The organism is Marinoscillum pacificum (assembly GCF_024714495.1).
Taxonomy (GTDB): Bacteria; Bacteroidota; Bacteroidia; order Cytophagales; family Cyclobacteriaceae; genus Marinoscillum; species Marinoscillum pacificum.
In genome coordinates this window covers 299,305-324,368 of the sequence record NZ_JAMZMJ010000003.1, presented here as the reverse complement: position 1 = coordinate 324,368, position 25,064 = coordinate 299,305, and the positions used below count along the sequence as shown (strand labels likewise).

Below are 25,064 nucleotides of genomic sequence, written 5' to 3'. Positions count from 1 at the left end.
CATTAAAACATTACTGTCTCCTATTTGCTAGAAGAGGTGGTGGCTCACCTGTAAAAGGATTCCAGCGACCAATAGTTTTCGCCTGAATACCAGAAGCGCGCATCACCGATCGATCACCAAACTTATCTCGAATGCGGTCCATGGCATGATACAAATTGAGCTGCTCCTCACTGTCATCAAACAAGTCTATCTGATAAAAACCATTCACCAGATCGCTCATCCGAATACCAATCAAGCGTACAAGCAACCTCTTATTGTAAAGCTTATCAAACAACTCTAAAGCTCGTGGTATCAACACATGATCTGCTGCTGTATAAGGAATGCGAGACTGCAACGTATACGTATTGAAATCCGAATAACGCACCTTTACCGTCAGGCAGGCTGTAAGCTTTTGTCCTCTACGCAGCTGAAAAGCAAGATTCTCTGCCATAGCCGTCAGTATCCCTTTGAGTTTGGTCACATCAATCGTATCTCGATCAAAGGTACGTTCCGTAGAAATAGACTTTCGCTCAGAATAAGGAATCACCTTAGACTGATCAATACCATTGGCCTTGCGCCAGATACTTGCTCCATTCGCGCCAAAAGCACGCTGCATCAGATCAATAGGCATCTCCTGGATCGTATGAATCTTACGAACTCCCAAACTCACCAGTTTGGCATAGGTCTTATCTCCCACCATCGGGATCTTCTTCACAGAAAGAGGTCCTAAAAAAGCCTTTTCATGCCCATATTCGATGCGCATCTGATTATTAGGCTTAGCCTCATTGGTAGCAACTTTAGAGACCGTCTTGTTCTCCGAAAGACCAAATGAAATCGGTAACCCTGAATTCTCAATAATCTTTGATCGCAGCTCATTAGCAAGCCTCCAAGTGCCATGAAACTTATCCATCCCCGTCAGGTCTACATAAAATTCATCAATAGAACTCTTCTCCAAAACAGGAACCGACTCTTGAAGAATATCGGTCACAATACGTGAATGCTTGGTGTAATCAGCAGAATTTCCTCTAACGATAATCGCCTCTGGACAAAGAGATCTGGCCAACTTCATCGGCATAGCTGAATGAATACCAAACTGCCGAGCTTCATAACTACATGATGCCACCACCCCTCGATCACTAGTACCACCAATCAAAACAGGCCTACCAATAAGATTGGAATTCTTCAATCGCTCCACCGAAACGAAGAAGGTATCTAGATCGAGATGTAAAATTGCATTCACACAACAAATCTAATTATTTTAGTTTTTATCTAAAAATATTAGTAATTAAATAACTAGGTAATTCACCCACACATCAATTCCCCTATTTCAACGAGAAATCACTCACAGTCAACGAGAAAGGAACAAACCATCTATAAGAACAATCTTTATTTGCTACAGTAAACACAAAAAACAAGAAAGAGATGTATAGTTTAATTCAAAAAGTAGCAAAAAATCATTCCCTTGAAGTAAAGTACAGCAACACCCTAAAAAAGCACATAGTAGTACTTAAAGACATGGCCATACTACATATAGGTGAGCAAGACGAATGCAAAGAATTTGTGAAAAGATACGAAAACCACAACACCGCAAGAAAGCTTTACCTAGCAAGTATGAACTAAGCAACCCTACTCAACAGCTATTGTCACTGTAACGCTTCCACTAAAATCCTCCAGACTCAAATCCAGAGCAGCTGGTAGAAATTCGGGAAAGTCGGTCAGCACCATATTTGAAGAAATTTGCTGCTGATAAACCTGTGAAGAATCCTCATTATACACTGCAAGCCCCATTTCACCCTCCGAGTATTCTGCGATTACCAAACTCATAACAAATGCAGTAGAGTCAAAATTCAAACTTGAGTTAATCTGCTGAGAATAGTCTTTGGCCCGCACCACATAACTAAAAGCATTAACCGTGTTGGTAGTTACAGGAATATTGTTTGCGAAATTTACGTCCAGATTTTCAATATCATCTGTATCAGAGCAACCAACAAAACACCATGCGAGCGGCAAAAGAAGAACGAATAGTTTTTTCATTACGGTAATAGGTTTAGTGATAACACTATTAAGAGTCACCAAACCGCTAAAGAGTTGGAAATCAAGCACAAAAAAAGGTCAACCGAACCCGGATGACCTTCCTATTATTTAGTAAATCTTAAGATTATCCGATCTCTACCAATTCGATTTCGAAAATCAAATCCTGACCCGCAAGTGGGTGATTCGCATCAATCGTGATGTTCTCTTCAGAAACTTCTTTTACTATAACATGAGTTTGCTGACCATCCTGATTAGTAGCCACCAACGTCTGACCTGGCTCCGGCTTCATATCTGCTGGAAGATCAGTTCTAGGCACTTGCTGAATAAGTTGATCATTTCTATCGCCATAAGCTTCAGCACATGGAATAGTTACTGTTTTCTTCTCATTCACCTCCATACCATTCACAGCCTCATCAAATCCTTTGATCATCTGACCACCACCTACAGTAAACTGTAGTGGGTCACGCTCAAGAGAAGAGTCAAATACTTGTCCGTTAGTAAGCTTTCCTGTGTAATGAACCTTTACGGTATCATTCGCTTTTGCTGTACTCATAATTAGTTTATTGATAATTAAATAATGATTTCAAATTGTCGCCAGATGCGCATACTAGGCACTCCCATCAGCACTTGATAAGATCAATAGCAGTTAATAACCTGACAGGACACAACCCTATAACACGGTTGAGCCGGCAAAGTTAACAAATGCAGGAAGGAATGAAACTAATCAACTGTTTTGTTCTTGAAATTCAAGGAATTAGAACTATAAATCCGGCATCAAAGGAGATTTCGTTTATATTTGGGTGATCGTAGCTATTTAACTGTAACCTGTAGGGTCACCGTCTCATTACCCGTTAAATAGATATGACTAAAAAAATCACCTATCACTCCCTTTGTTTTTTACTCCTTTTACTCACCCAATCTTACAATGTTGCTGGTCAGGACTATGGAGAAAGCAAACAACTAGATCATCCTGTTTGTATTTTCATTCCAATCGAGCAGGATCAAAACATTTTCATTCCGGCACCTGACCACACGGACGCTAGAATATCCCCTACTGCAGAATTCATTGTCAATTATCCAGCTGATATTGATATAGATGCTCAAAATGCCTTTGCCTATGCCGTTGAAATCTGGTCCTATCAAATTGCATCTTCAGTACCAATAGTAATTGATTTTACATTTACATCATTGGAGGATGGTGTACTTGGATCAGCTGGTCCTAATAACTTCTTCAGAAACTTTAGTGGAGCCACTAAAAGCAACACCTGGTATCCAGTAGCGTTAGCCAACAAGCTGGCTGGCTTTGACCTGGATGAGGGAAATGCAGACATTAATATATTGTTCAATAAAGATTTCAATTGGTACTTTGGTACTGATGGTAATGTCCCTGCTGGTCAGTTTGATTTTGTATCCGTAGTACTACATGAGCTTGGTCATGGACTAGGTTTTACAGGCTCCGGTAGTTCTGATGGCACGAATGGAACCTGGGGTTCTGGAACGACCAATCCATTTATATATGATGATTTGGTGGTGAATACCAGCAATGATCGAACTTTAGACTTCACTTCACCAAGTACTGATTTACATGATTTTCTAACCAGCAATGACCTATTCATTGACGGTTCGGAAACTGTAGTTGCCAATGGTGGTACACCTGCAAAAATCTATGCACCAAGCACCTTTGATCAAGGCTCTAGCTATTCACATTGGAATGAATCCACTTATAATGGTACCACAAACGCCTTGATGACTCCACAAATTGGCTCAGCTGAAGCAATTCATGATGTGGGAGATATTACACGAGCACTTTTTAAAGATCTTGGCTGGGAATCCAAACCCAACGACGACCTAACTCCTTTCAATGTAAAAGCCACAGGAATTTCTAGTGAACGAATAGACCTTACCTGGTCAGACAACAGCGATACCGAAGATGGCTTCATCATCAAAAGATCACTCAATGAGTCTTCTGGTTTTACGACAATCGATACAGTGAATGCCGACATCTTACGATACAACGACGTTTCAGTAGGCTCAGGGGAAACTTATTTTTACAAAATAACTGCCTTTGAAAGTAGTGGAACACTTTCTGAGGAGACAGATGTGGTTAGTGCATCGGCTTGCAGCAACTCACTTCCAACCGGCGGCACGTGGACCGGTTCAGCTTTTACTGCTTTATCAGGAGGAGTCAGCTCATCCAACTCTAATATCAGTATCACTCAATTATCAGACGATGAATATTTATTTTCTGACATTACAGGTAGTCTCTACGCTGAATTTGGAGATTTTAGCCCCAATCAATCCTATACCGTAATTAACACCTGTAGTGAACTTACTATCAATACTTTTGTAGATGCTGAATTTGATATTGAGACGAACTCATCTACTGGATTCGGGCCAGGTAGCTACAATGAAGTTACGCAAACCATTACCTTACCATGGTTTGATCCAAACAATATTTTCGGAGGTATCACCACGTTCACTAGAAATGGTGATGCAGGATTAGAAAGCCCAGCCACCTCCTCTTCTACAATCAATTTCACTCAGATTGGAGCTCACTCCATGAATATCACCTGGACCAATGGTGATGGCACAAATCACCTAGTATTGGTGAAAGAATTGGAGCCAATCGAAGATTCCGAACACCCAGTTGATAACACCAACTATCCTGCACTTTCAACTCATTTTTCAGGTGAAACAACGACCATCGGCAATGCTCGAGTTGTCTACAATGACAATGGAAACTCTGTATTGGTAACCGGGCTTACTAAAAATACCAATTACTTTGTTTATGTATTCGAATACAATACTGAATCATCGGATTTCATCTATCTAACGGAAAGCTATGCAGCCAACTCGCAGACTACACTTGATGCTGAAGTTTGGGTTGGGTTTGGTGATGATGGAGACTGGGAAAACACAAATAACTGGGAAGACGGTGCAGTACCTACCTCTTCTGACAATGTCGTGATCTCTGTTGCATCTTCTTATCCTATTATTACTGCTGATGCAGCTGTAAATCATCTAGAATTAGAGTCTGGGACATCTTTAACTGTCAATTCAGGCGCATCATTAGCCATTTTTGGAAATGTGATCAACTATGGAACCTACACAGTCAATAGAAACACAACGGGTGATGAAGGTTATAGTATTATTGGCTCTCCAGTTTCAGAAACTATTTTGGAGGGTATTGGGGCTAGCCACCTTTACTCAAATGATGGTGCAGGATATTCTTCCAATCTAAAAACCTCAATCGCTACGATGACTCCTGGGCAAGGATATTTTGCAGCTTTTAATAGCTCGTCTCCAAGTATTTCGTTTACTGGCACACCAAATACAGGAGATATCAGTTACACTGTCGATGACGGTGAATTTGAGTTAGTTGCCAATCCTTATGCGGCAGCAATCAGCATTGAAGACTTTCTGACGAATAATTCCGCAGTGATTTCAGGAGCAGTATACTTCTGGGATGATGGTGGGTCCAACAACGGCTCTAAACGAGGTGGAGACTTCATTACTGCAAACAGCCTTGGAGCTACTAGCATTATTCAACCTGATAATACGGAAGACAATATTGATGGAGTAAAAGGCTCCGCACCGGCAGAAAGTGGAGTCATTCCTTCGGTCCAGGGTGTTTTTGTAGAAGCGATTGCTGATGGAGAAATTACTTTCTCACAAGACTTACAGGTTATTACTACAGATGCAAATAGCGACAATAACTTCTACAGAAAGCAATCGGAAGCTATCATTGTTAAACTAGCGATTGTAGGCAATAACCTTTACAACGAGGCAATTGTAGGTATGACTAATGATGCAACTTTAGGAATAGATCATCACCTGGACGCTCGAAAGCTGACTAGTGATTATGCACTTTCATTGTACAGCTTAATTGATCAAAATGAATTTATCATTCAGGGCATTCCAATGATCAATTTAGATGAACGCTCAGTCGATCTTGGATTCAGCACAACATCCGAAGAAATGTATGAAATCAATACAGCAACATTATCAAATTTAACTGATGATCTGGAAGTACTATTGATTGATCAATTGGAAGGCAAGACCATCAAATTAAGTGAATCGCAGACTTATCAATTCCAAACGGATGCCGGTACCTTCAACCAGCGATTCACACTATCATTCAGATACAAAGACGTTTTGAAAGCATCAACATTTACGCTATTAAACGTAAAACCAACTACAGATGGTTTATTGATCACATATCCCGCCACAGATGAACAATCAATAGCCATATTTACACTGGATGGAAAACTGAGATACTCTGATCAGATCATTTTTGAAAACGATCAAGCAGAAATTCCATTCAAAGCGAACAGCAATGAGGTCTATATCTTGCGATTAGACAATCAATCGATAAAGTTTATTATTAAGAATTGATAATTAAAGATTAATGAAATCCTCGGCGTTAGGTCGGGGATTTATTTTGTACGGTCTATGGTAAACTGCACAAGTTGCTGAAGGGAAGTCCGGTAGGTTGTTTCTGGAAGCTGACTCAAAAGCTCATTGGCTCTGTTGTGATAATTATTCATCACATCGGTTGCATACTTTATCCCTCCTGATGCCTTCACAAAATCAATTACTTCATTGACATATTTAGGCTCATCGGCACTACGTTTGATCATTTTGATCACGCGCTTTTTCTCAGAACGACCCACTTGCTGTAGCGCATAAATTAGTGGAAGAGTCATCTTTTTCTCTTTGATGTCAATTCCTGTAGGCTTGCCAATTTCGAAAGTACCGTAATCAAACAAATCATCTTTGATCTGGAAAGCCATTCCTACATTCTCACCAAATTCTGTCATCAAATCTACCACCTCTGGAGTGGCTCCTGCAGAACTAGCACCTACCCGACAACACGCAGTAATCAAACTAGCCGTTTTTTGACGAATCACTTCGTAATAAACTTCTTCGGTGATATCCAGCTTTCTGGCTTTCTCCATTTGAAGAAGCTCCCCTTCACTCATTTCTTTCACTGCATTGGATACAATCTTAAGTAAATCAAAATCGTCGTTATCCAATGAAAGCAATAATCCGCGAGAAAGAAGAAAATCACCAACCAGTACAGCGATCTTATTTTTCCAAAGAGCATTGACAGAAAAGAACCCTCTACGGTAGTGAGAATCATCCACTACATCGTCATGAACCAATGTAGCCGTATGCAGCAATTCTATTAATGAAGCTCCTCTGTAAGTAGATTCCTGAATACCACCTGCAGCACCTGCGCTCAGAAAAACGAACAATGGACGCATCTGCTTGCCTTTTCGGCGCACGATATAACTAGTGATTTTGTCAAGAAGCATCACATTGCTTCGCATGCTCTTGCGAAACTTCTGTTCAAATTCCGACATCTCCTTGTCAACAGGAGCTTGTATATCGTTTAATTTAAGTGGCATAATCTTAAGGTCTGCAATATTAACACTACCATTTGGCATTACAAATTGCTTTTAACAGCTTCGCAACATTTTGTCAGACCTGTACTGTTTTAATAGTTTTAAGAAAATTTAATTTTCAGACGCTGCTATGAACAAAGCCCCTTACTTTTTGCTGGACGTATTTACAGAAAAAAAATACGGAGGCAACCAACTTGCGATATTTCCAGACGCTGAAAATATTGATCAAAATTTCTTTCAATCCATCGCCAGAGAGCTTAATCTATCAGAAACGGTTTTCTTATTCCCTCCTAAAAATGGAGAAAACTACAGCATGCGTATTTTCACTCCTGGCAAAGAATTACCCACAGCAGGACATCCGACAGTAGGAACCGGATATTACCTGGCAAGGTTCATTGAACACGGAGCTAATGAGCTAAAAAAAATTACAATCAACCAAAAAGTTGGTCCTGTGGATGTCTTTATTCAATTCAAAGACAATCAGACAGAGTCTGTCACCATGCACCAACCTCTTCCTACATTCGGTCCAAGACATGATGACAAACGAGAATTACTTGCTAGAATATTAGGACTGGATGTCTCTGATTTGGTGGATGCTCCAATACAGGAAGTTTCTTGTGGAAACAATACACTATTGGTTCCACTGAAGTCTGTTGATACTTTATCTAAAATCAAATTGAAAACCGATCAATGGATGGATGTTCAGCCTGATTTTGGGGATGCGATGCTATACGTTTATACTCTAGATGGAGTAAAAGGTGGCGATGTACAAGGCAGAATGTTTGCCCCGGAGATCGGTATCCCGGAGGATCCAGCGACAGGATCAGCTAATGGCCCATTAGCCTCTTATCTAACAGAACACAATCTTTTACAAATGCCGGCAACGAGTCTGCAAGGATATGAAATGGGTAGACCCAGCCAAATCTATTTGGATACGAAAAAAAACGAATCTGGCGAGTTTGAGCAGGTAACAATTAGTGGCAAAAGTGTTTATACTGGTGAAGGCATCCATTTTCTGGAATCGTAATAAAACATTCCAAAACAAGTTTTGGGAGAATCCAGTAACTTGCGGCTGTTATTAACTACCAGTAGTTATAGACATTCCCATTTGAATGAGAAAACAAAAAGAGAAAGTAAGGTATTCTGAGATTATCCCCAGAACGCAGCAATGGCCCATTGTCCAATTGGCCAAAGACAGAAAAGCGTTTATTGGCGAGGTAACCAATGAGTCATTTGACAGCCTTAAAACAATCACCCGTGGCAGGTCTCTTCGTGAAGAGCTAGAGATGACTGTGTACAGAGAAAAGCTGCGGATGAAAGCCAACCCGTGGAGAGTAGATCCAAAAGACGAAAAGCCTTTTTGGAAAAGTATACAGGATCGATTGGTGGATAGCGCCACACTCCCTCCTGCTGAAGCGAAAGAAATAGAAGAAGGACTTTTACGAGAAATCATTCATCGCTATGCCGATGAGATCGCAGGTAACTTCAAAAAGAACTCTTACCGATTCGCCAGAGCTTTCATCACCTTTGGGTTCGCACGCTTACTTAACGCGACCAGGGTCAAAGGTTTTACGTCATTATTCAGCCGTCAGCTAGATCTCGATGACAAAATTCATATAGTAGGTGAACCAGAACACATTCGTGCTCTTGCTAAAAAGGGAACGGTGGTAATGGTACCAACTCACTTCAGTAATCTTGATTCCATTCTGATTGGTTGGGTTATTCAGTTTCTTGGATTACCAGCATTCATCTATGGAGCCGGACTGAACTTGTTCAATCTGAAAATCTTCGCTTACTTCATGAACAGCCTTGGTGCTTACAAGGTGGATAGAAGAAAGAAAAACCCTGTGTATCTGGAAACGCTAAAAACGTACTCCAGCATGGCGTTGAGAAGAGGTTGTCACAGCTTATTTTTCCCGGGAGGAACAAGATCCAGATCAGGGCAAATTGAAAAAGCTCTAAAACTAGGTTTGCTAAGCACGACCATTGAGGCTCAGCGGATTATGTATCAGCAAGAAGATGCTGAGAATAAGGCGAAGAAAATCTTCATCGTACCTGTAGTCATCAACTACAACTTCACTTTAGAAGCGCCAGCCTTGATCAACGAGCACTTGAAAAGAACTGGACAGGAACGCTACTACAAGGAAGCAGATGAATTTACTACTTCTTACAAAATCGCGTCCTTCCTATTCAAATTCTTCACTAAGGGTTCTAACATCTCTGTGACCATTGGTAAAGGAATGGACATCCTTGGCAATTATGTAGACATGGAAGGCCATAGCCTGGATAGCACAGGTGCTATTATTCACCCGAAAGATTACTTCATTTCACAAGGTGAAATCACTGTTGACCATCAAAGAGAACAAGAGTACGTTCGGATCCTTGCGAAACGAATTGTAGAAGAATATCACAAATACAATAGGGTATTTGCCAGTCATTTGGTTGCGTACACCGCATTCAAAATGATGGAGCGAAAGAACCCAAAATTGGACCTATACAATCTATTGCGTATTCCTGATGAAGATGCAATGATTGACTATGAAGAGTTCAAAACAGCCTGGAAAAAACTACGAAAGCGCATCTTGAAGCTTGAGAAGAAAGGTAAAGTGGGAGTAGCAGAACACATGAAAGAGAAAGCAAACCTTGCCATTGAGCATGGTGTAGCAAACCTTGGTATGTATCATGCTCAACGTCCACTGGTGAAAAAGGGAGACAAGGTCATCATCCAGGATATGAATACGCTGTATTACTATCACAACAGAATGGAAGGTTATGGTCTCGAAAAGCACATCTAAATACATTGGAGTAATAGGTGCTGGCAGTTTTGGAACTGCTGTCGCTAATATCTTGGCTGAAAAGAACCAGAATGTACTGCTTTATGCACGTACTCCAGGAAAAGCTGCGTCAATCAATGAAACACGCACTTGTAATGGTTACTCTATTCATGACCATATAGAAGCCACCGATGACCTGGAAAAAGTAGGCAAGTCTTGTGATGTCATCTTCCCTGTTGTTCCTTCTGCAAATTTCAGGGAAATGATGAAAGATCTTTCTCCCTACTTAAAACCCTATCACATCCTGATTCACGGCACTAAGGGATTTGACTTAAATGTCAATAGAGACAAAATTGATGATCAAAATCCGCTTACTCGTGAGCACGTGCGCACGATGAGTGAAGTGATCAAAGAAGAAAGCTCTGTTGTTCGCGTAGGATGTCTGGCTGGACCAAACCTGGCTCGTGAAATCAGTGAAAAAAAGCCAGCCGCAACAGTTGTTGCCAGCCACTTTGATGAGGTCATACGAGTTGGACAGACTCTGCTAAGAAATGAACGTTTCCTGATCTATGGTAGTAACGATTTGATTGGTATAGAGCTCTGTGGCATTCTAAAAAACATTATCGCTGTAGGTGCTGGTACCATTGCAGGTTTAGGACTTGGAGAAAATGCCAAAGCATTGTTCATTAGTCGTGGGCTTGTTGAAATGGTGCAGATCGGAAAAGCTCTAGGTGGCAATGCGCAAGCATTCCTGAGTCTTGCTGGAGTTGGTGACCTAATGGCTACTAGCTACAGTAGCTTGTCCCGAAACTTCACTGTGGGAAACAGATTAGCCCATGGCGAAGACATCAAAGCCATCATTGATTCTATGGAAGAGGTGGCTGAAGGTGTGAAAACGATAGATATCATTAACGAACTGGCTAGAACTTATAAAGTAAGAGTGCCTATCACAGAAACACTACACCGTATCATTTCAAATGAAATGAGCGTAGATGATGCGCATCGCTATTTGATGAAGTTTCCATTCAGAGCGGAAATAGATATGGAATAAATTACAATGTAGAGATCAGGTAGCGATAATCTATGATCTCACAATATTCCAGACACACATGATCTTGACCGTGCGCCTGAGTAAACTCCGAAAGTGATTGAGCAATTACTTCAGCATCAAAATTGGAACGAAGAATTCTTATAAAAGCTCTTGCAAACCCTTTGGTTCGTTGGAGCTTTTCTTCTTTAATATATCGCTGATAGTAGACTTTGAAATTATTGGACTCATTGGCACTATCCAATACTCCTTTCATTCGTAGCTGTAAAGCTCGTATGACCATAAACTGAAAATTAAAGCCAACTTTATCCTTGCTAATAGGTGAACAATCCTGATAGAATCGCTGCAATTCATCCAAATGAAACCCTGGAACAACTCTGCGTTCTCCATTTACAGTCTGTATGTAACTTAAGTATGATGCTCTGATCATCCATCCAGCCCGATCCAATTTATCTAATTCTTCAAATCGAGGCTCTTCATGAATTTCAACTAACAACTCAGTCGCCTTATCAAAATACTTCTGATGCAGGTACAGTTGAAAGAGCTCCGCTTGCACCTCAAACCGATTAAAAGCCTCATAAGAAGTAAACTCTAAAAGCTCAGTCAGAACCGTATTTGCCAGCTGAAACTCCTGGATTGCGATGTAGTATTTAGCAGCAGCGATATTGACTTCTAAAAGCAGATGTTCTGTTTCTAAAAACGGATAGTCAATCAAGTGTTGCCATAGCTTTTCAAGTGCTCTATTCCATTTATTCAAATTGTTCGCTTGATGCGCACGAATCAATTTAACTCGCAAAAATGAAAGCATTAGAAATGGAGAATCACATTCCTTTCTAAATCGCTTAATCTCCAAAACATACGTTTTAAGAAGGGCTTGTAGTGAATTGGATTGCGATCGAACGAACTTCACATGAGCAAGAGAAATCTGGACCAAACCATATGCCTGATCCATCAGTTTCGTTTCATCCTGTTTACTGAGCGCTAGCTTTTGGTACTTCTCTACTTCGTTCGGATACCCTTTGAGATAGTAGATTTTTCGAAGCAAATAGTAGCATTCCAATTCAATTTCGGATAGGTAAAACTTCTCTGCGCGTTTTAGTACCTTCTTAGTAATACGTTCTGCATTGTGATATACATTGACAAACAACAGTTTCTTAGCAATAGAGAGATTACGCTCGCACTGAAACTGGACCTTAATGAAGTTCCTTTTGTTAATGTCAGAGTGATTGGCTGTTAATGTCAGTTCGGAAAGCTTATTGATTAAGTTTCCCTTAAGCATGATGAACCGCTTATCTCCGGGATCACTGTTGTAGATCACCCTGGAAGCATGGGTATCACCTTGAAAATCCTCCTGGATTGCCAATGTGTAAAGACGCTTTAGTTTCGACCCTTTTGGTATGAGCAGGTTAAACGACTTAGGTCGGTCTTGCTCAATGACCATGGCCATTTCACGTATTAAATCCATACGATATTGCAGGATTGGCTTTACTATAGGCGGCGAACTGTTCTATCTTCCTAGCATACAGAAAGTTTCACAGTCTCACGAATTAAGCAAAAATTCTTTTATCAAAACGAATAGTCTAAATAATTAACAGAAAGAAAATCTCATAACGACCAAATTGAGTTTACCTACGGGTCAATACTGTATCTCTCATTCGTACAACAATCCATTATTTTCGTCAGCGACTGTACAAACTCACACTTCACTATGAAAAAACTCTTACTCATCCTCTCCTTGCTTGGGCAAGGTGTGCTTTTTGCACAAGCCCCATCGGGGTATTACAACTCAGCGAATGGTCTCACAGGAGAGGCGCTCAAAGCTGAACTCAACAACATTATCGATGGCCATACAGAATACAGCTATGGCGATCTATGGGACTTATTGAAAGTAACAGATAGAGACCCAAATAACAGTAGTAATGTTGTAGGTATCTATTCACGATTCTCCATGAACGCTGCTGCAGAGTATGCGAGTGGTGCCGGTTGGAACCGGGAACATGTTTGGGCTAAGTCTCGTGGAGACTTTGGAACATCTAATGGGCCTGGAACAGACCTTCACCATATCAGAGCAGAAGATGTAACTACCAACTCTGCTAGAAGCAACAAAGCTTTCGACAATGGAGGAAGTCCTTACACTGATTCAGGAGGAAATTACTCTGGAAGTACACCAGCAAGCACAGATTCTGATAGTTGGTATCCTGGGAACAATGTTCGTGGTGATGTAGCCAGAATGATTCTTTACATGGCAGTGCGCTATGAAGGAGAAAACGGAGAACCAGATCTAGAGCTTACAGAAGATGTGCTACCAAACACTGACAAGTCTCCATATCATGGAGTAGAATCCGTACTACTAGCATGGCATGCTGCAGATCCGGTATCTACAGAAGAAATGAATCGAAACAATGCCATTTATAGCTATCAGGGCAACAGGAATCCTTTCATTGACCATCCTGAATACGTAGACGCTATCTGGGGCTCAGGCACCGGAGGTGGTGGCGGAGGCGGTGGAGGCACCACTTGCTCTGACACTGAAGTAACTTTCACCCTTGTGACTGATAACTATCCAGCTGAAACGTCCTGGACACTAAAACAGGGATCCACAACTATTGCCTCAGGATCTGGATATAGCAACGCAAACTCTACGTATACGGAGGAGCTTTGTCTTACCAATGGCACTTACGATTTCACCATCAATGATCAATATGGTGATGGAATTTGCTGCTCATACGGTAATGGTTCATATGAATTCTCTAGCAGTGGTGGCACCTTGATCAGTGGTGGTCAATTCAGCTCAACGGAAACTCAGTCCTTCACTATTGGCTCGTCTGGTGGTGGCGGAGGCGGTGGTGGTGGCACCACTGGCAATGTTATCATTTCTGAATATGTAGAGGGATCATCCAACAACAAGGCTATTGAAATAGCAAATATTGGATCTTCTTCTGTCAGTCTTTCGGCATATTCTTTGAAAAAGCAGACAAATGGAGCTGGATCATGGAGCACTGCGCTAAGCCTTTCAGGAACACTTGCTGCGCAATCCACCTATGTGATTGTTTATTCTTCTGCAAGCTCAACACTTCTTGCAAAGGCAGATTTGACAACTGGTAGCTCTGTAATGACTTTCAATGGTAACGATCCAGTTGGCTTATTTGAAAATAATGTCCTGTCAGACATAGTCGGTACCTTCAATGGAGGATCATCCAATTTTGCCCAGAATGTAACGTTACAGAGAAACAGTTCAGTTACTGGACCATCTAGTTCTTATTCGGCCAGTCAATGGACTTCACAAGCTCAAGATAGCTTTGACAATTTAGGTTCATTAACTAGCGGATCTACTGGTGGCGGTGGAGGCTCAGGCGGTGGCTCTTCAATGCCAACAGGTTATTGCAGTTCACAAGGTAACAACTCCTCCTACGAGTATATTTCAAGCTTCTCACTGGGTTCTATTAGTAATTCGAGTGGAAATGATGGCGGTTATGGTGATTACACTTCCATTTCAACGAATGTTGCTAAAGGTTCCAGCTACAGCTTCTCATTAACTCCAGCTTTCCCTTCAGGAGCATACAATGAATACCTTAGAATCTGGATTGATCTAAACAGAGATGGAGACTTTGCGGACTCTGGCGAGCAGCTTTATAGCAGCGGAGCATTCCAATCTACCATTAGCGGAAGCATCACGATTCCATCGTCAGCATCAGAAGGCATTACTAAAATGCGCGTAAGTATGAAATACAATGGCTCTCCTACCTCATGTGAAAGCTTCAGTTATGGTGAAGTAGAAGATTATGCGGTGGAAATAGTTGGTTCAGGAGCTCGAATTGCAAATAGCATCGCTAAGACGAATGCAGCAATTCAATTAACTACGGAGATCTACCCTAATCCGGCTTTAGATTTTGTAAACCTTAATTTGAAAGTGAAACAAGATGGCATTTACCAAATTAGACTACTGGATCTTAATGGAAAAGTAATGTGGCAATCTGAAGCTAAATCTAACAGAAACACACTAAGAGGTGAGATTCAATTGTCGAACCATGAAAGCGGGCTGTACTTCTTGAAAATCTCAGGAAATGGCCAGAGTTATGAAAGCAAATTAATAGTCAACTAAGGAGTTGATACAATCAAATACAATGGAAAAGCCCGCATTTGCGGGCTTTTTAGTTTTCCGAGTTTTCAACTCGATGGTAACTTAAATCGTCATACTTATTGAGATAATTCTTTCTTCGCTGCAACTCCTGATTATCAGGGAAATACTTCAATCCAGAGCTCAGCACCTGTCTTGCAGAACTATATTCCTCATTATTAAAATAGAATAAAACGGCTTGAGAATATGCTTTAGCTACTTTCCAGTCATCGATTAAGAGATCCTGTTGTCTGGCCATCAACTGTTCAAATCGTCCTCGATAATCATCTGCTTTATCAACACTTCCATTTCGATAGCAATCACTCATCCCTTCTAAATAAACTTCCGCGCGCAGAGTACCCAACGCCGTATTACTTTCTAAATGGGGAAATAGATCATAGATGTTCTCCATGTTAGCGATGTATTGATCAACTCCCCAAACATTCGTTACAAGGGCATTATGAAAATTGGCCACTACTAATGTCTGTGTTTCTATTTGATTCGGGTGCAAACTAAGCGCGGCTTGCACAAAAGGTAATGCCTCCTCGTATTTCCCTGCATTGTATAATAATCTACCTCTTTCGAAATGGTAGTAAAAACTGATCTGAGAAACCGATGCACTGTCCTTCAACTCTGAACTCAACATTTGAAAATAACTAGCAACTTTGTCAGTATGGTTTAACTCAGCCAACTGCACTTCTAGCAAATGCATAAACTCAGCAATTAAGTCTTGCTTGTCAAATGCTTTAGTTTCTGAATTAGATAGAATGGTCAATAAGGCCACATCTTCTGGCTCTGAATAATCACAATCATTCGTACACATTAGAGCAGTTTCCAATAAAATCGTTTTGATCTTTTCAGATGGATGGAGGAAGTATGCTTTCTTTAAATCTTTAAATGCAGCACGATAATCATATTCCATTAAAAAGGTCACACTCCTATTATAATACTGCATTCCCGCTAACTCCTTAACTCCTAATTGCTTATCGGTGAAATAATATTTATCAAAAATAGCGCTAACACCATCTTGCAGATCAGTTAAACTGATAGCTTCTACTTCTATTAAATCTTTAATAAAAGACTTTTTAAAGGTGTGACTAAATCGCCTAAAGCCACTTTCAGAGTCTGTTGTTTCTATTAAAATCTTCTCTTTTTCAGGGTGAACTACCAGATAAACGTGAGTAGGAGTTTCTTTGATTTCATAAGGCACCTCTAGTTCCTCAAAAAGGAGTCCATAAAGCCCAACCGATGACACACAGTTGTATGTACCATTTTCAAATATTTCATCAAAATATGAAAATGGTTGATATGCGTTCAGAAAATGATCATGAACAAATTCATATACTTTGTAAGCATTCCTTGATTTGCTTTTAGGCCGACTCTGGCTTTTTAAATCCTGTACTTTGATATCATAACTTTCTCGCCATTCCTGCTTTAACTCTAAAGGAGCATCTGACATGACCATTAGCAGATCAAACCCATCAAAATCGCCCTTTTCCACATCTTCAAATACGTTCTTTTCATTTAATGAACTGAAGTCAAGGTCTGACAATTGAACAAGGTCTTGCTGTTGACCCAATAACGTGAACGGGGTTAGAACACTAAATAAACCGATAATGAATTGAAATACAGACATGTACAGTTAACCATTACTTATCATTAAAGTAATGGATTACCTATACAAAATCAACAAGTCAACTTTTCAAATGCTTTTATACGCTATCGGGCTTTAAGAAAATTATCTTGTTGACGCTCTGAGAATTAGATCATTTTCTAATTCCATAGGATCCACATCCGTTTCGTTGATCAAGCCAAGCAAAGTATGAGTGGTAAGAGCACCAAGTCTTTTAGTTGGCTGAACCACACTCGTCAGTGGTGGTTGCGTATATCGGCATAGTGGACGATTATCAAACCCACAAACAGAAACTTGCTCTGGCACCATTATTCCCTTACTATTGAAATAAGCCAAAGTCTCTGCAGCAATCATATCATTGTAGCAAATCACAGTATCAATGGAAGCATTCCAATTTGCATCCAGAATATTGGAAGTATTTTGAACCTCCTCAACATAGGCTTTTCCAGTCAAAACCAAGCCGTTCTCCTTGAGGGCATCTTCATAACCATGTAAACGCTGACGGTTGTTCTCCAGATTCTCAAACAACCCCATGTATAAGAACTTTTTGCTCCCTGAGTTAACTAGATGCTTGCCAGCATTGAAAGTACCATTATAGTCATTGGTTTCTATTGTAGGATAGGTGTTCTGACGAATTACCCGATCAAACATCACAATCTTCTTGCCCATACTAGCGAAATTATCAAGGAAATCAACTGAGTCTGTTTCCTGAGTAACGGAGATCATTAGCCCTTCTACATTACAAGCAATCAACTGCTGAACAAGCTGCTCCTCCTTGTCCTTACGTTCGTTGGATTGACAAATCAGTAAGTTATAACCCTCTGCTTCCGTGACTTCTTCTATACCAGCAAAAACTGAAGCAAAGAAGTCATCACTGATATCCGGAACTATGATGCCAATCAAACCTGACTTATTGGTTCTAAGTCCTCTGGCAACGGTGTTTACCTGATAGTTTAATTCTTTAGCGACAGCCTGAACCTTCTCAACCAGATCTTTATTGCTCTGATTTTTCCCATTGAGAATTCTAGACACAGTAGATGTGGAGACGCCTAGCGCATTTGCTACGTCTTTAATGGTTGCTACTTTAGACATTTCTGGTGGTGGAAATTGATAAATCAATGCAAATTTAGCGATTTTTCAATGCGTCTATATGCACCATTGAATAAATGAGCCGATTCCAATTGTAAAAAAAAGTCATCCCCACTTTCGCAAGGATGACTTTTCATATAACGTGATGAACTATTACTTACTCTTCTTGTTCTAGATTTTCAAACTCTCCAGATAGGTTACCAGTCAAGGAGATGAACTCTACCCTTCTGTTTAACTGCTTACCTTCTTGAGTTAAGTTGGTCGCAATTGGTCTGGATTCTCCATATCCTTCAGTTTGAAGTCTATTTTCAGAGATACCAAATTTCACTAATGCTTCTTTAATCGCTGCAGCTCTACGCTTAGACAAATCAAGGTTTGAAGCCTCAGTACCATCCGCATCCGTATGTCCTTCAATTCGGAAGGTCAATTGCGGATACTCTTTCATGATCGTCGCAATCTTATTCACAATACTAAATGACTCTGGACGAATGGTTGCTTTCGCAACATCGAACTGAATCGCGTTGGTAACGAATTTACCTTTTGTAAGAACTTGCTCGTAGATATCAAGATCATCAGCTTCGATAGTTGAAACCTCACAACCTACAGCATCTGTTACCGTCACTGTGTACTTACCTAAAGGAAGGTTCGTGATATCCTGAGTAGTAGCTCCGTTACTCCAATTGTATTTATAAGGAGCAACACCACCAGTAACAGAGATAAAGATCGCACCACTGGTATCACCACAACATTTTACGTTTCTAACTGAGTCGATAGTAAGTAAAAGCTCTTTCGGCTGATTGATATCAAGAGATGTAGTCAACAAACATCCATTGGCGTCTCTTACCATTACTGAGTAATTATCAGCTTTCACTCCCGCTATATCCTGGGTTTCAGCTCCGTTACTCCAAGAGTACGTATATGGTGCCACACCTCCTGATACTTCGATATCAATTTTACCAGTTTGATCACCGAAACATGTTACATCGTCTACACTAACAACTTCCAGTTCAAATGGCTCTGGCTGGTTTACAGTTGCCTCAAGGAACGTAACACAACCATTACCCTGTGTGATTTTCAACTGATAATCTCCTGCCATCAATCCAGTGATATCTTTAGTAGTAGCTCCGTTGCTCCACTCAAACTCATAAGGGCCAACGCCTTCAAGTGCCGTAATGTAAATAGCACCTGAACTATCACCATAACACTGAATATCGGTAATTGCACTAATTCCACTGATAAGAGCTGGTGGCTCATTGATGAAGTCAGAGATGGTTGCAGAACATCCATTGGCATCTGTTACAGTCGCTTCGTATTTGCCTGCTTTCACATTTTGAAGAACATTACCAGTAGCTCCATTGCTCCAGCTAAACTTGTATGGTGCTACACCACCTGCAGCTTGCACACTGAAGTATCCTGTCTCATCTCCACTACATGGAACATGTGAAATGGAATCTACTACAATAGAAAGAAGTTGTGGCTCCAATACTTCAGCAGTTAACTCCTGAGTACATCCATTTGCATCTTTTACAATTACAGTATAGGTATCAGCAATTACGTCAACGAGATCCTCAGAACGCTCTCCATTACTCCATCTATATTCATAAGGCGTCACACCTCCACTAACAGAGATCTCAACCATTCCTTGCTTGTCATCCTTACACAAGTTGTGAACGATCGTATCAAGCTGAACGGTAAGCAATGTAGGCTCCGTAATTTCAGCATCTAACTTCACATAACAGTCATTAGCATCGTACACTTCTAAACTGTATTCTCCAGCCAATACCTGATTCAAGTTACGAGTCTCGCTACCATTGTTCCATTTGAATCTATATGGAGAAGTACCACCAGTGACATCCACTTCGATTTTACCCTCAGCCTCACCGTTACAAGTAATATTTCTGATACTCTCAACTTTTGCAACAAGTTCTTCCGGCTGTTCGATTGTCGCCATTAAACGCTGCTCACATCCTACTGAATCTCTAATGATTACATCGTAATCTCCAGCCGCTAAGCTTTCAATACTGTTTGCTGTAGCTCCATTACTCCAGGAGTAGCTGTATGGTGGAACACCACCAGATACACTTACAGCGATACTTCCTTGCTGCTCACCATAACAGTCATTATGAATTTGAGAAGTAATGCTTGCATTCAAAGAAGAAGGTTGCTTGATCTCTGCTTCAAGGTTCTTAACACTTCCGTTTGCATCAGTGATTTTCAAAGTATAAACTCCAGCGATTACATCTTCGATATCTTGAGTACGCTCACCGTTACTCCATCTGAACTGATATGGCGTAACACCACCTGATACAGAAACTCTAATCGCACCTTTATTATCTCCATTACAGAACACATTAGTTACATCTGAAATAGATGCTACCAATTCCTGTGGCTCCTCTATTTGAGCAATGGTATTTACGGTACAGCCGTTCGCATCTGTCAATAACAACTCGTACCTACCCGCTGCCATCTCCTTCAAATCCTGACTAGATGAACCATTATTCCACTGATAAGTATATGGTCTCACACCACCCGTTACGGTGATATCAACAGCACCTGTTTTCTGACCAAAAATCTTCACATGCTCAATGTGATCCACATTGACATTCAAGTTAGTAGGCTCTGAAATGTTTGAGGTGATGATCTTACGATGGTTGTTTGCATCAGTCACAGTCAATGAGTAATCACCAGCTGGTACGTCAGTTATGTTTTGAGTAGAATCTCCATTACTCCATTCGAAAGTATATGGTTGAACCCCTCCAGATACGGATACTCTAATAGCTCCTGTACTGTTGCCACTACATAAGATGTTCTGCACAGATTCTACCAACACGTTCAATTGTGGTGGCTGAGTAACTGTTGCATTCAGATAAACTTCACACTCGTTAGCATCTACAATGAATACTGAGTAGTTACCTGCAGGAATCTGGCTTATGTCTTGTGTAGTCGACCCATTACTCCAGCTATACTTATAAGGCTGAACTCCACCACTGATTGACAAGTCAATAGCACCAGTACTTAATCCGTAAGAGTTGATATTTGTAACACTTGTGATACTCGCCGTAATTGGTTCTGGCTCAGCTACAGTTACTTCGATGTTTTCATCTGAACAACCATAAGCATCCATCACATACAACTTGTAAGTACCAGCAGGAATGTTTTCTAAATCCTGAGATGTAGCACCATTGCTCCACTTATATCTGTATGGAGTCTTACCTCCTGTTACTGATATATTGATAGAACCATTGTAACCACCAGAACATGAAACATCTTCTACAGCAACCAACTCTACCTTCATCACTGGTGGCTGTGTAATTTCTGTTTCAATACTTTGAGTACAACCCATTGCATCAGTAATCAATACTGAATATTTACCAGCAGTAAGATTACTTAGATTCTGAGCAGTTGCACCATTGTTCCATTTAAAAGTATATGGTTGTACTCCACCTGTTACATTCAACTTGATACTACCTGTAGCATCTCCATTACACATCACATTTTGCTGATCGATAATCGTAGCAACAAATGGATTTGGCTCTTTAACCACAGTAGAAGCAGATTTCACACATCCATGTGCGTCAGTTACTGTAACACTATAATTTCCAGCAGTTAGATTTGAAATATCCTCAGTGGTAGCGCCGTTACTCCAGCTGTATTTATAAGGAGGAACACCACCTTTTACTGAAATTCCAACTGAACCTGTATTGTCTCCGTAACAATTGATATTGACCACTGTATCTAGCTTCAACATCAACAACTCTGGCTGCTTGATCTCAGCTTCCAAAGTATTCATACAACCATTTCCTTCTTTGATTTGTACAGTATACTTTCCTGCAGGAACGTTTACCAAATCTTGAGTGGTAGCTCCATTACTCCACAAGTAATCATAAGGGCCGATACCACCAATTACAGAGATATCAATTGCACCTCCATTATCACCAAAACAAGTTAAATCAGTCACACTATTGATGGAGTACTCAACTACTGTAGGCTGTGTAATCGTAGACTTGATTGATTGTGTACAACCATTTGCATCCGTAGCCAATAGGTCGTAAGTCCCTGCCGGGATATCAAGAATATCTTTGGACGTAGCTCCATTAGACCACTTATAAGTATAAGGCTCTACTCCACCGCTCACACGAACTCTGATAGCACCTGTATTTTGACCGTAACACTTGATCTGTGTCTCGGACTCTAGAATAGCTACGAATCTCGCAGGCTCAGTGATCATTACATCTTCAATTCTAGAACAACCACTTGCATCTTTGATAATCACAGAATATTCACCAGCACCAAGAGCTGATACATCTTCTGTTTTAGCTCCATTACTCCATTCAAAAGAATAAGGCTTAGTACCTCCTGTCACAGTCAGGTTGATTGCACCTGACTTGCTTCCATAACATAGAATATTAGTAGACTCGATTTTAACTTCAAGTACTGGTGGCTCTTTGATCTCGGCACTCAACGTATCAATACATCCATTGGCGTCCGTTATTTGAACTGAGTATTTACCACTCTTTACATTCACCAAATCTTGAGAAGTGGCTCCTGTAGACCATCTATATCTATATGGAGCAACACCCCCTACAACTGAAATATTGATTTCGCCTTTCAGATCACCAGCACAAACATTATCAACTGTTTCATCTATGGTAGCTACCAATTCTTCAGGTGTCTTGATCTCCTGCGCATACGTAGCCTGACATCCATTAGCGTCTGTTACGGTAACATTATAACTACCGGCTGCCAGGTCATTCACATTCTTAGTAGTTGCTCCATTGTTCCATGCATAGGTATATGGAGCTGCACCTCCTGATATATTCAAGTGAATGTATCCGTTCGTATTACCAAAACAGTCAATATGACCAACTTGCTCTTCTCTGATTACAAGCAATTCAGGCTGGGTTATTCTGGTGGAGAACTCTTCCACACAACCATTTGCATCCTGAACAGTCAATTTATAGTTACCAGCTTTTAGGTCAGCGATGTTTTGTGTGGTCGCTCCATTGCTCCAGGTAAAGTCATAAGGCTCTACACCTCCTGTAACCGTCACATTAATTGAACCAGTTGCTTCATCAAAACACTTAACATTTTCTAAAGACTCCATCGCTATACCCAAATCTTCTGGTTGAGTGATCTCAACTTCAAGGTTCTGCACACAACGATTCGCGTCTAATATTTTTACTGAGTAGCTCCCAGCAGGAACATCAATGATATCCTGAGTAATCATACCATTACTCCAGTAGTATTTATATGGAGGAACTCCACCAACAACTTCTACATCAACAGCACCTTCTTTCTCTCCAAAACAAAGGATGTTAGTCACTTGCTTTACTTCAGCGATAAACTCATCTGGCTCTGTAAGTACTGTATCTATTTGAACAGAATGATTATTAGCATCTTCTATCGTCACAGAGTAAGCTCCGGCTTTCAATCCCGTAATTTCTGAAGTAGTAGCACCAGTATTCCATAAGATTGTATAAGGTCTAATACCACCTCTGATTGCAACAGCTAATTCCCCTGACTCATCGCCAAAACAGTTGATGTTAACCGCTCTGTTGATTACTGCAGTTAATTGTTCTGGTTGCTCAATCGCAACTTGAATGAATTTACTACAACCTGTAGCATCCGTTACTTTAGCATTGTAGTTTCCAGCAGGAAGATTCGAAATATCCTCTGTTGTTTCGTCGTTATTCCATCTAAACTTATATGGTGCAACACCACCTGAAACTCGAATATCGATCGCTCCATCAGTTCCACCATAATGAGATACATTAGAACTTGAAACCATTTCCACCACCATGTTCTCCGGTTGTGTGATTTCAGTCTCCATACTTCCAGAACATCCGTAAGCATCTATCACGGTAACAGAATATCTACCAGCTTTAACACCGTTAATATCCTGAGTAGTCATACCATTACTCCATTCATAACTATATGGAGGAGTACCACCTAAAACACCAATATTGATGGCTCCACCCTCGTCACCATAACATCTTACATTACGAACCTCGTCAATATTTAAGGTCAATTGATCCGGTTGTTTCACTTTGGCAGCGTAAACTTCCGTACATCCTGCGGCATCAGTAACTGTCACTTCATAGTTTCCAGCTTTCAGACCAGAAATATCTTCCGTTGTAGCCCCATTGCTCCAAAGGAAGGTGTAAGGAGGAATACCACCTTCTATGGAAATATCTATTTTCCCTGTTTCATCACCAAAACACTTAATATTGGAGAGATCGTCAAAGGACCGGACAATGAGCGGTTTCTCTTCAATTCTGGCCACGACAATGTCTTGACAGTTGTTAGCATCTGTAATCAATACTGAGTACTCACCAGACTTTACGTCTTGCAAGTCCTGGGTAGTAGCACCATTACTCCAGCTGTAGGTATAAGGAGCAACACCACCAGATACCTCGATATCAATCATACCCTGATTGTATCCATAACATAAGATATCCTTGGTATTCATCACCTCTCCCTTCAATGGCTCAGGTTGCTTCACCTCTACTGTCAATGTATCACTACAACTATAACCGTCATAAACGGCTACTTTATAAAATCCAGCAGCAAGGTCTGCTACATCTTGAGTAGTGGCACCATGACTCCAATAATACTTGTAAGGAGGAAAACCTCCTTTTGGAGTAATGTTAATAGCACCCTTACTGTCACCATAACATTTGTTATCAACAGTATTATCAAGTGATATAATAATTTTCGGAGATTGCGTTATAAAGATGTCTACTCCTTTTCGTTGTGTAGATGTGCTGTCCTGTGCACTCGATTCTACATAGATAAAAAGTAACACTGTGGCCAAAAAGCCGTTTAACAGTAACTTAAGGTTCATTGTAGTGTTTAGATTGGTTTCGCTAGTCAATTTTTGAAGAAGTTAAGTTCTCAATAAGATCATTTATAAACTATATAAATAAGCTTATCGAGCATAATTCTTTGATGAACAAGATCATGTGCCCGATGAGCAGGTAAA

Annotated in this window: 14 protein-coding genes; 6 read left to right on the top strand and 8 right to left on the bottom strand. The window is 40.6% G+C overall.

Features of this window, described 5'->3' with window-relative positions; genetic code table 11:
• Positions 1–10: 10 nt before the first annotated feature.
• Complete coding sequence (gene dinB / locus NXS00_RS10700) at positions 11–1,219, bottom strand: DNA polymerase IV (RefSeq protein ID WP_258099185.1); 1,209 nt, start codon at positions 1,217–1,219, stop codon at positions 11–13.
• Positions 1,220–1,401: 182 nt separating this feature from the next.
• Here dinB and NXS00_RS10695 point away from each other — a divergent pair, with 182 nt between their 5' ends.
• On the top strand, positions 1,402–1,599 hold the full coding sequence (locus NXS00_RS10695) for a hypothetical protein (protein WP_258099184.1): 198 nt from the start codon (positions 1,402–1,404) through the stop codon (positions 1,597–1,599).
• Positions 1,600–1,605: 6 nt separating this feature from the next.
• Here NXS00_RS10695 and NXS00_RS10690 read toward each other — a convergent pair whose 3' ends face one another.
• Both NXS00_RS10690 and NXS00_RS10685 read right to left on the bottom strand, forming a co-directional pair.
• Entirely contained in the window at positions 1,606–2,013 is a 408-nt protein-coding gene (locus tag NXS00_RS10690; RefSeq protein WP_258099183.1) for a hypothetical protein, read from the bottom strand.
• Between the two features lie 124 nt (positions 2,014–2,137).
• Complete coding sequence (locus NXS00_RS10685) at positions 2,138–2,566, bottom strand: FKBP-type peptidyl-prolyl cis-trans isomerase (RefSeq protein ID WP_258099181.1); 429 nt, start codon at positions 2,564–2,566, stop codon at positions 2,138–2,140.
• A gap of 308 nt (positions 2,567–2,874) precedes the next feature.
• Between NXS00_RS10685 and NXS00_RS10680 the strand changes: the two genes are divergently transcribed.
• Positions 2,875–6,408, top strand: a complete 3,534-nt coding sequence (locus tag NXS00_RS10680) for a DUF8693 domain-containing protein (RefSeq protein WP_258099180.1) — start codon at positions 2,875–2,877, stop codon at positions 6,406–6,408.
• A gap of 41 nt (positions 6,409–6,449) precedes the next feature.
• Here NXS00_RS10680 and NXS00_RS10675 read toward each other — a convergent pair whose 3' ends face one another.
• Positions 6,450–7,424 (bottom strand): polyprenyl synthetase family protein, encoded by a 975-nt coding sequence (locus NXS00_RS10675; RefSeq protein WP_258099179.1) that lies wholly within the window; start codon positions 7,422–7,424, stop codon positions 6,450–6,452.
• 127 nt (positions 7,425–7,551) lie between these two features.
• Here NXS00_RS10675 and NXS00_RS10670 point away from each other — a divergent pair, with 127 nt between their 5' ends.
• The 3 genes from NXS00_RS10670 (at position 7,552) to NXS00_RS10660 (ending at position 11,246) form a co-directional block, all read left to right on the top strand.
• Positions 7,552–8,448: a PhzF family phenazine biosynthesis protein gene (locus NXS00_RS10670; protein ID WP_258099178.1), complete on the top strand. Its 897-nt coding sequence runs from the start codon at positions 7,552–7,554 to the stop codon at positions 8,446–8,448.
• An 85-nt stretch (positions 8,449–8,533) separates the two neighbouring features.
• On the top strand, positions 8,534–10,216 hold the full coding sequence (locus NXS00_RS10665) for a 1-acyl-sn-glycerol-3-phosphate acyltransferase (protein WP_258099177.1): 1,683 nt from the start codon (positions 8,534–8,536) through the stop codon (positions 10,214–10,216).
• Positions 10,194–11,246 (top strand): NAD(P)H-dependent glycerol-3-phosphate dehydrogenase, encoded by a 1,053-nt coding sequence (locus NXS00_RS10660; protein ID WP_258099176.1) that lies wholly within the window; start codon positions 10,194–10,196, stop codon positions 11,244–11,246. The genes NXS00_RS10665 and NXS00_RS10660 overlap by 23 nt, the downstream gene beginning before the upstream one ends.
• Position 11,247: 1 nt before the next feature.
• Here NXS00_RS10660 and NXS00_RS10655 read toward each other — a convergent pair whose 3' ends face one another.
• Positions 11,248–12,708: a hypothetical protein gene (locus NXS00_RS10655; protein WP_258099175.1), complete on the bottom strand. Its 1,461-nt coding sequence runs from the start codon at positions 12,706–12,708 to the stop codon at positions 11,248–11,250.
• Between the two features lie 243 nt (positions 12,709–12,951).
• On the opposite strand from NXS00_RS10655, the gene NXS00_RS10650 reads away from it, so the two are divergent.
• Positions 12,952–15,345: an endonuclease gene (locus tag NXS00_RS10650; RefSeq protein WP_258099174.1), complete on the top strand. Its 2,394-nt coding sequence runs from the start codon at positions 12,952–12,954 to the stop codon at positions 15,343–15,345.
• Between the two features lie 49 nt (positions 15,346–15,394).
• Here NXS00_RS10650 and NXS00_RS10645 read toward each other — a convergent pair whose 3' ends face one another.
• The 3 genes from NXS00_RS10645 to NXS00_RS10635 form a co-directional block, all read right to left on the bottom strand.
• Entirely contained in the window at positions 15,395–16,996 is a 1,602-nt protein-coding gene (locus tag NXS00_RS10645; RefSeq protein WP_258099173.1) for a tetratricopeptide repeat protein, read from the bottom strand.
• A gap of 102 nt (positions 16,997–17,098) precedes the next feature.
• On the bottom strand, positions 17,099–18,085 hold the full coding sequence (locus tag NXS00_RS10640) for a LacI family DNA-binding transcriptional regulator (RefSeq protein ID WP_258099172.1): 987 nt from the start codon (positions 18,083–18,085) through the stop codon (positions 17,099–17,101).
• Positions 18,086–18,239: 154 nt separating this feature from the next.
• Complete coding sequence (locus NXS00_RS10635) at positions 18,240–24,926, bottom strand: OmpA family protein (RefSeq protein ID WP_258099171.1); 6,687 nt, start codon at positions 24,924–24,926, stop codon at positions 18,240–18,242.
• Between the last annotated feature and the right edge of the window lie 138 nt (positions 24,927–25,064).

Coding starts and splice junctions, on each gene's coding strand:
- NXS00_RS10690 (WP_258099183.1), bottom strand. CDS start 2,013: ATGAAAAAACTATTCGTTCTTCTTTTGCCGCTCGCATGGTGTTTTGTT.
- NXS00_RS10655 (WP_258099175.1), bottom strand. CDS start 12,708: ATGGATTTAATACGTGAAATGGCCATGGTCATTGAGCAAGACCGACCT.
- NXS00_RS10675 (WP_258099179.1), bottom strand. CDS start 7,424: ATGCCACTTAAATTAAACGATATACAAGCTCCTGTTGACAAGGAGATG.
- NXS00_RS10635 (WP_258099171.1), bottom strand. CDS start 24,926: ATGAACCTTAAGTTACTGTTAAACGGCTTTTTGGCCACAGTGTTACTT.
- NXS00_RS10680 (WP_258099180.1), top strand. CDS start 2,875: ATGACTAAAAAAATCACCTATCACTCCCTTTGTTTTTTACTCCTTTTA.
- NXS00_RS10645 (WP_258099173.1), bottom strand. CDS start 16,996: ATGTCTGTATTTCAATTCATTATCGGTTTATTTAGTGTTCTAACCCCG.
- NXS00_RS10640 (WP_258099172.1), bottom strand. CDS start 18,085: ATGTCTAAAGTAGCAACCATTAAAGACGTAGCAAATGCGCTAGGCGTC.
- NXS00_RS10660 (WP_258099176.1), top strand. CDS start 10,194: ATGGTCTCGAAAAGCACATCTAAATACATTGGAGTAATAGGTGCTGGC.
- NXS00_RS10685 (WP_258099181.1), bottom strand. CDS start 2,566: ATGAGTACAGCAAAAGCGAATGATACCGTAAAGGTTCATTACACAGGA.
- NXS00_RS10670 (WP_258099178.1), top strand. CDS start 7,552: ATGAACAAAGCCCCTTACTTTTTGCTGGACGTATTTACAGAAAAAAAA.
- NXS00_RS10665 (WP_258099177.1), top strand. CDS start 8,534: ATGAGAAAACAAAAAGAGAAAGTAAGGTATTCTGAGATTATCCCCAGA.
- NXS00_RS10695 (WP_258099184.1), top strand. CDS start 1,402: ATGTATAGTTTAATTCAAAAAGTAGCAAAAAATCATTCCCTTGAAGTA.
- NXS00_RS10650 (WP_258099174.1), top strand. CDS start 12,952: ATGAAAAAACTCTTACTCATCCTCTCCTTGCTTGGGCAAGGTGTGCTT.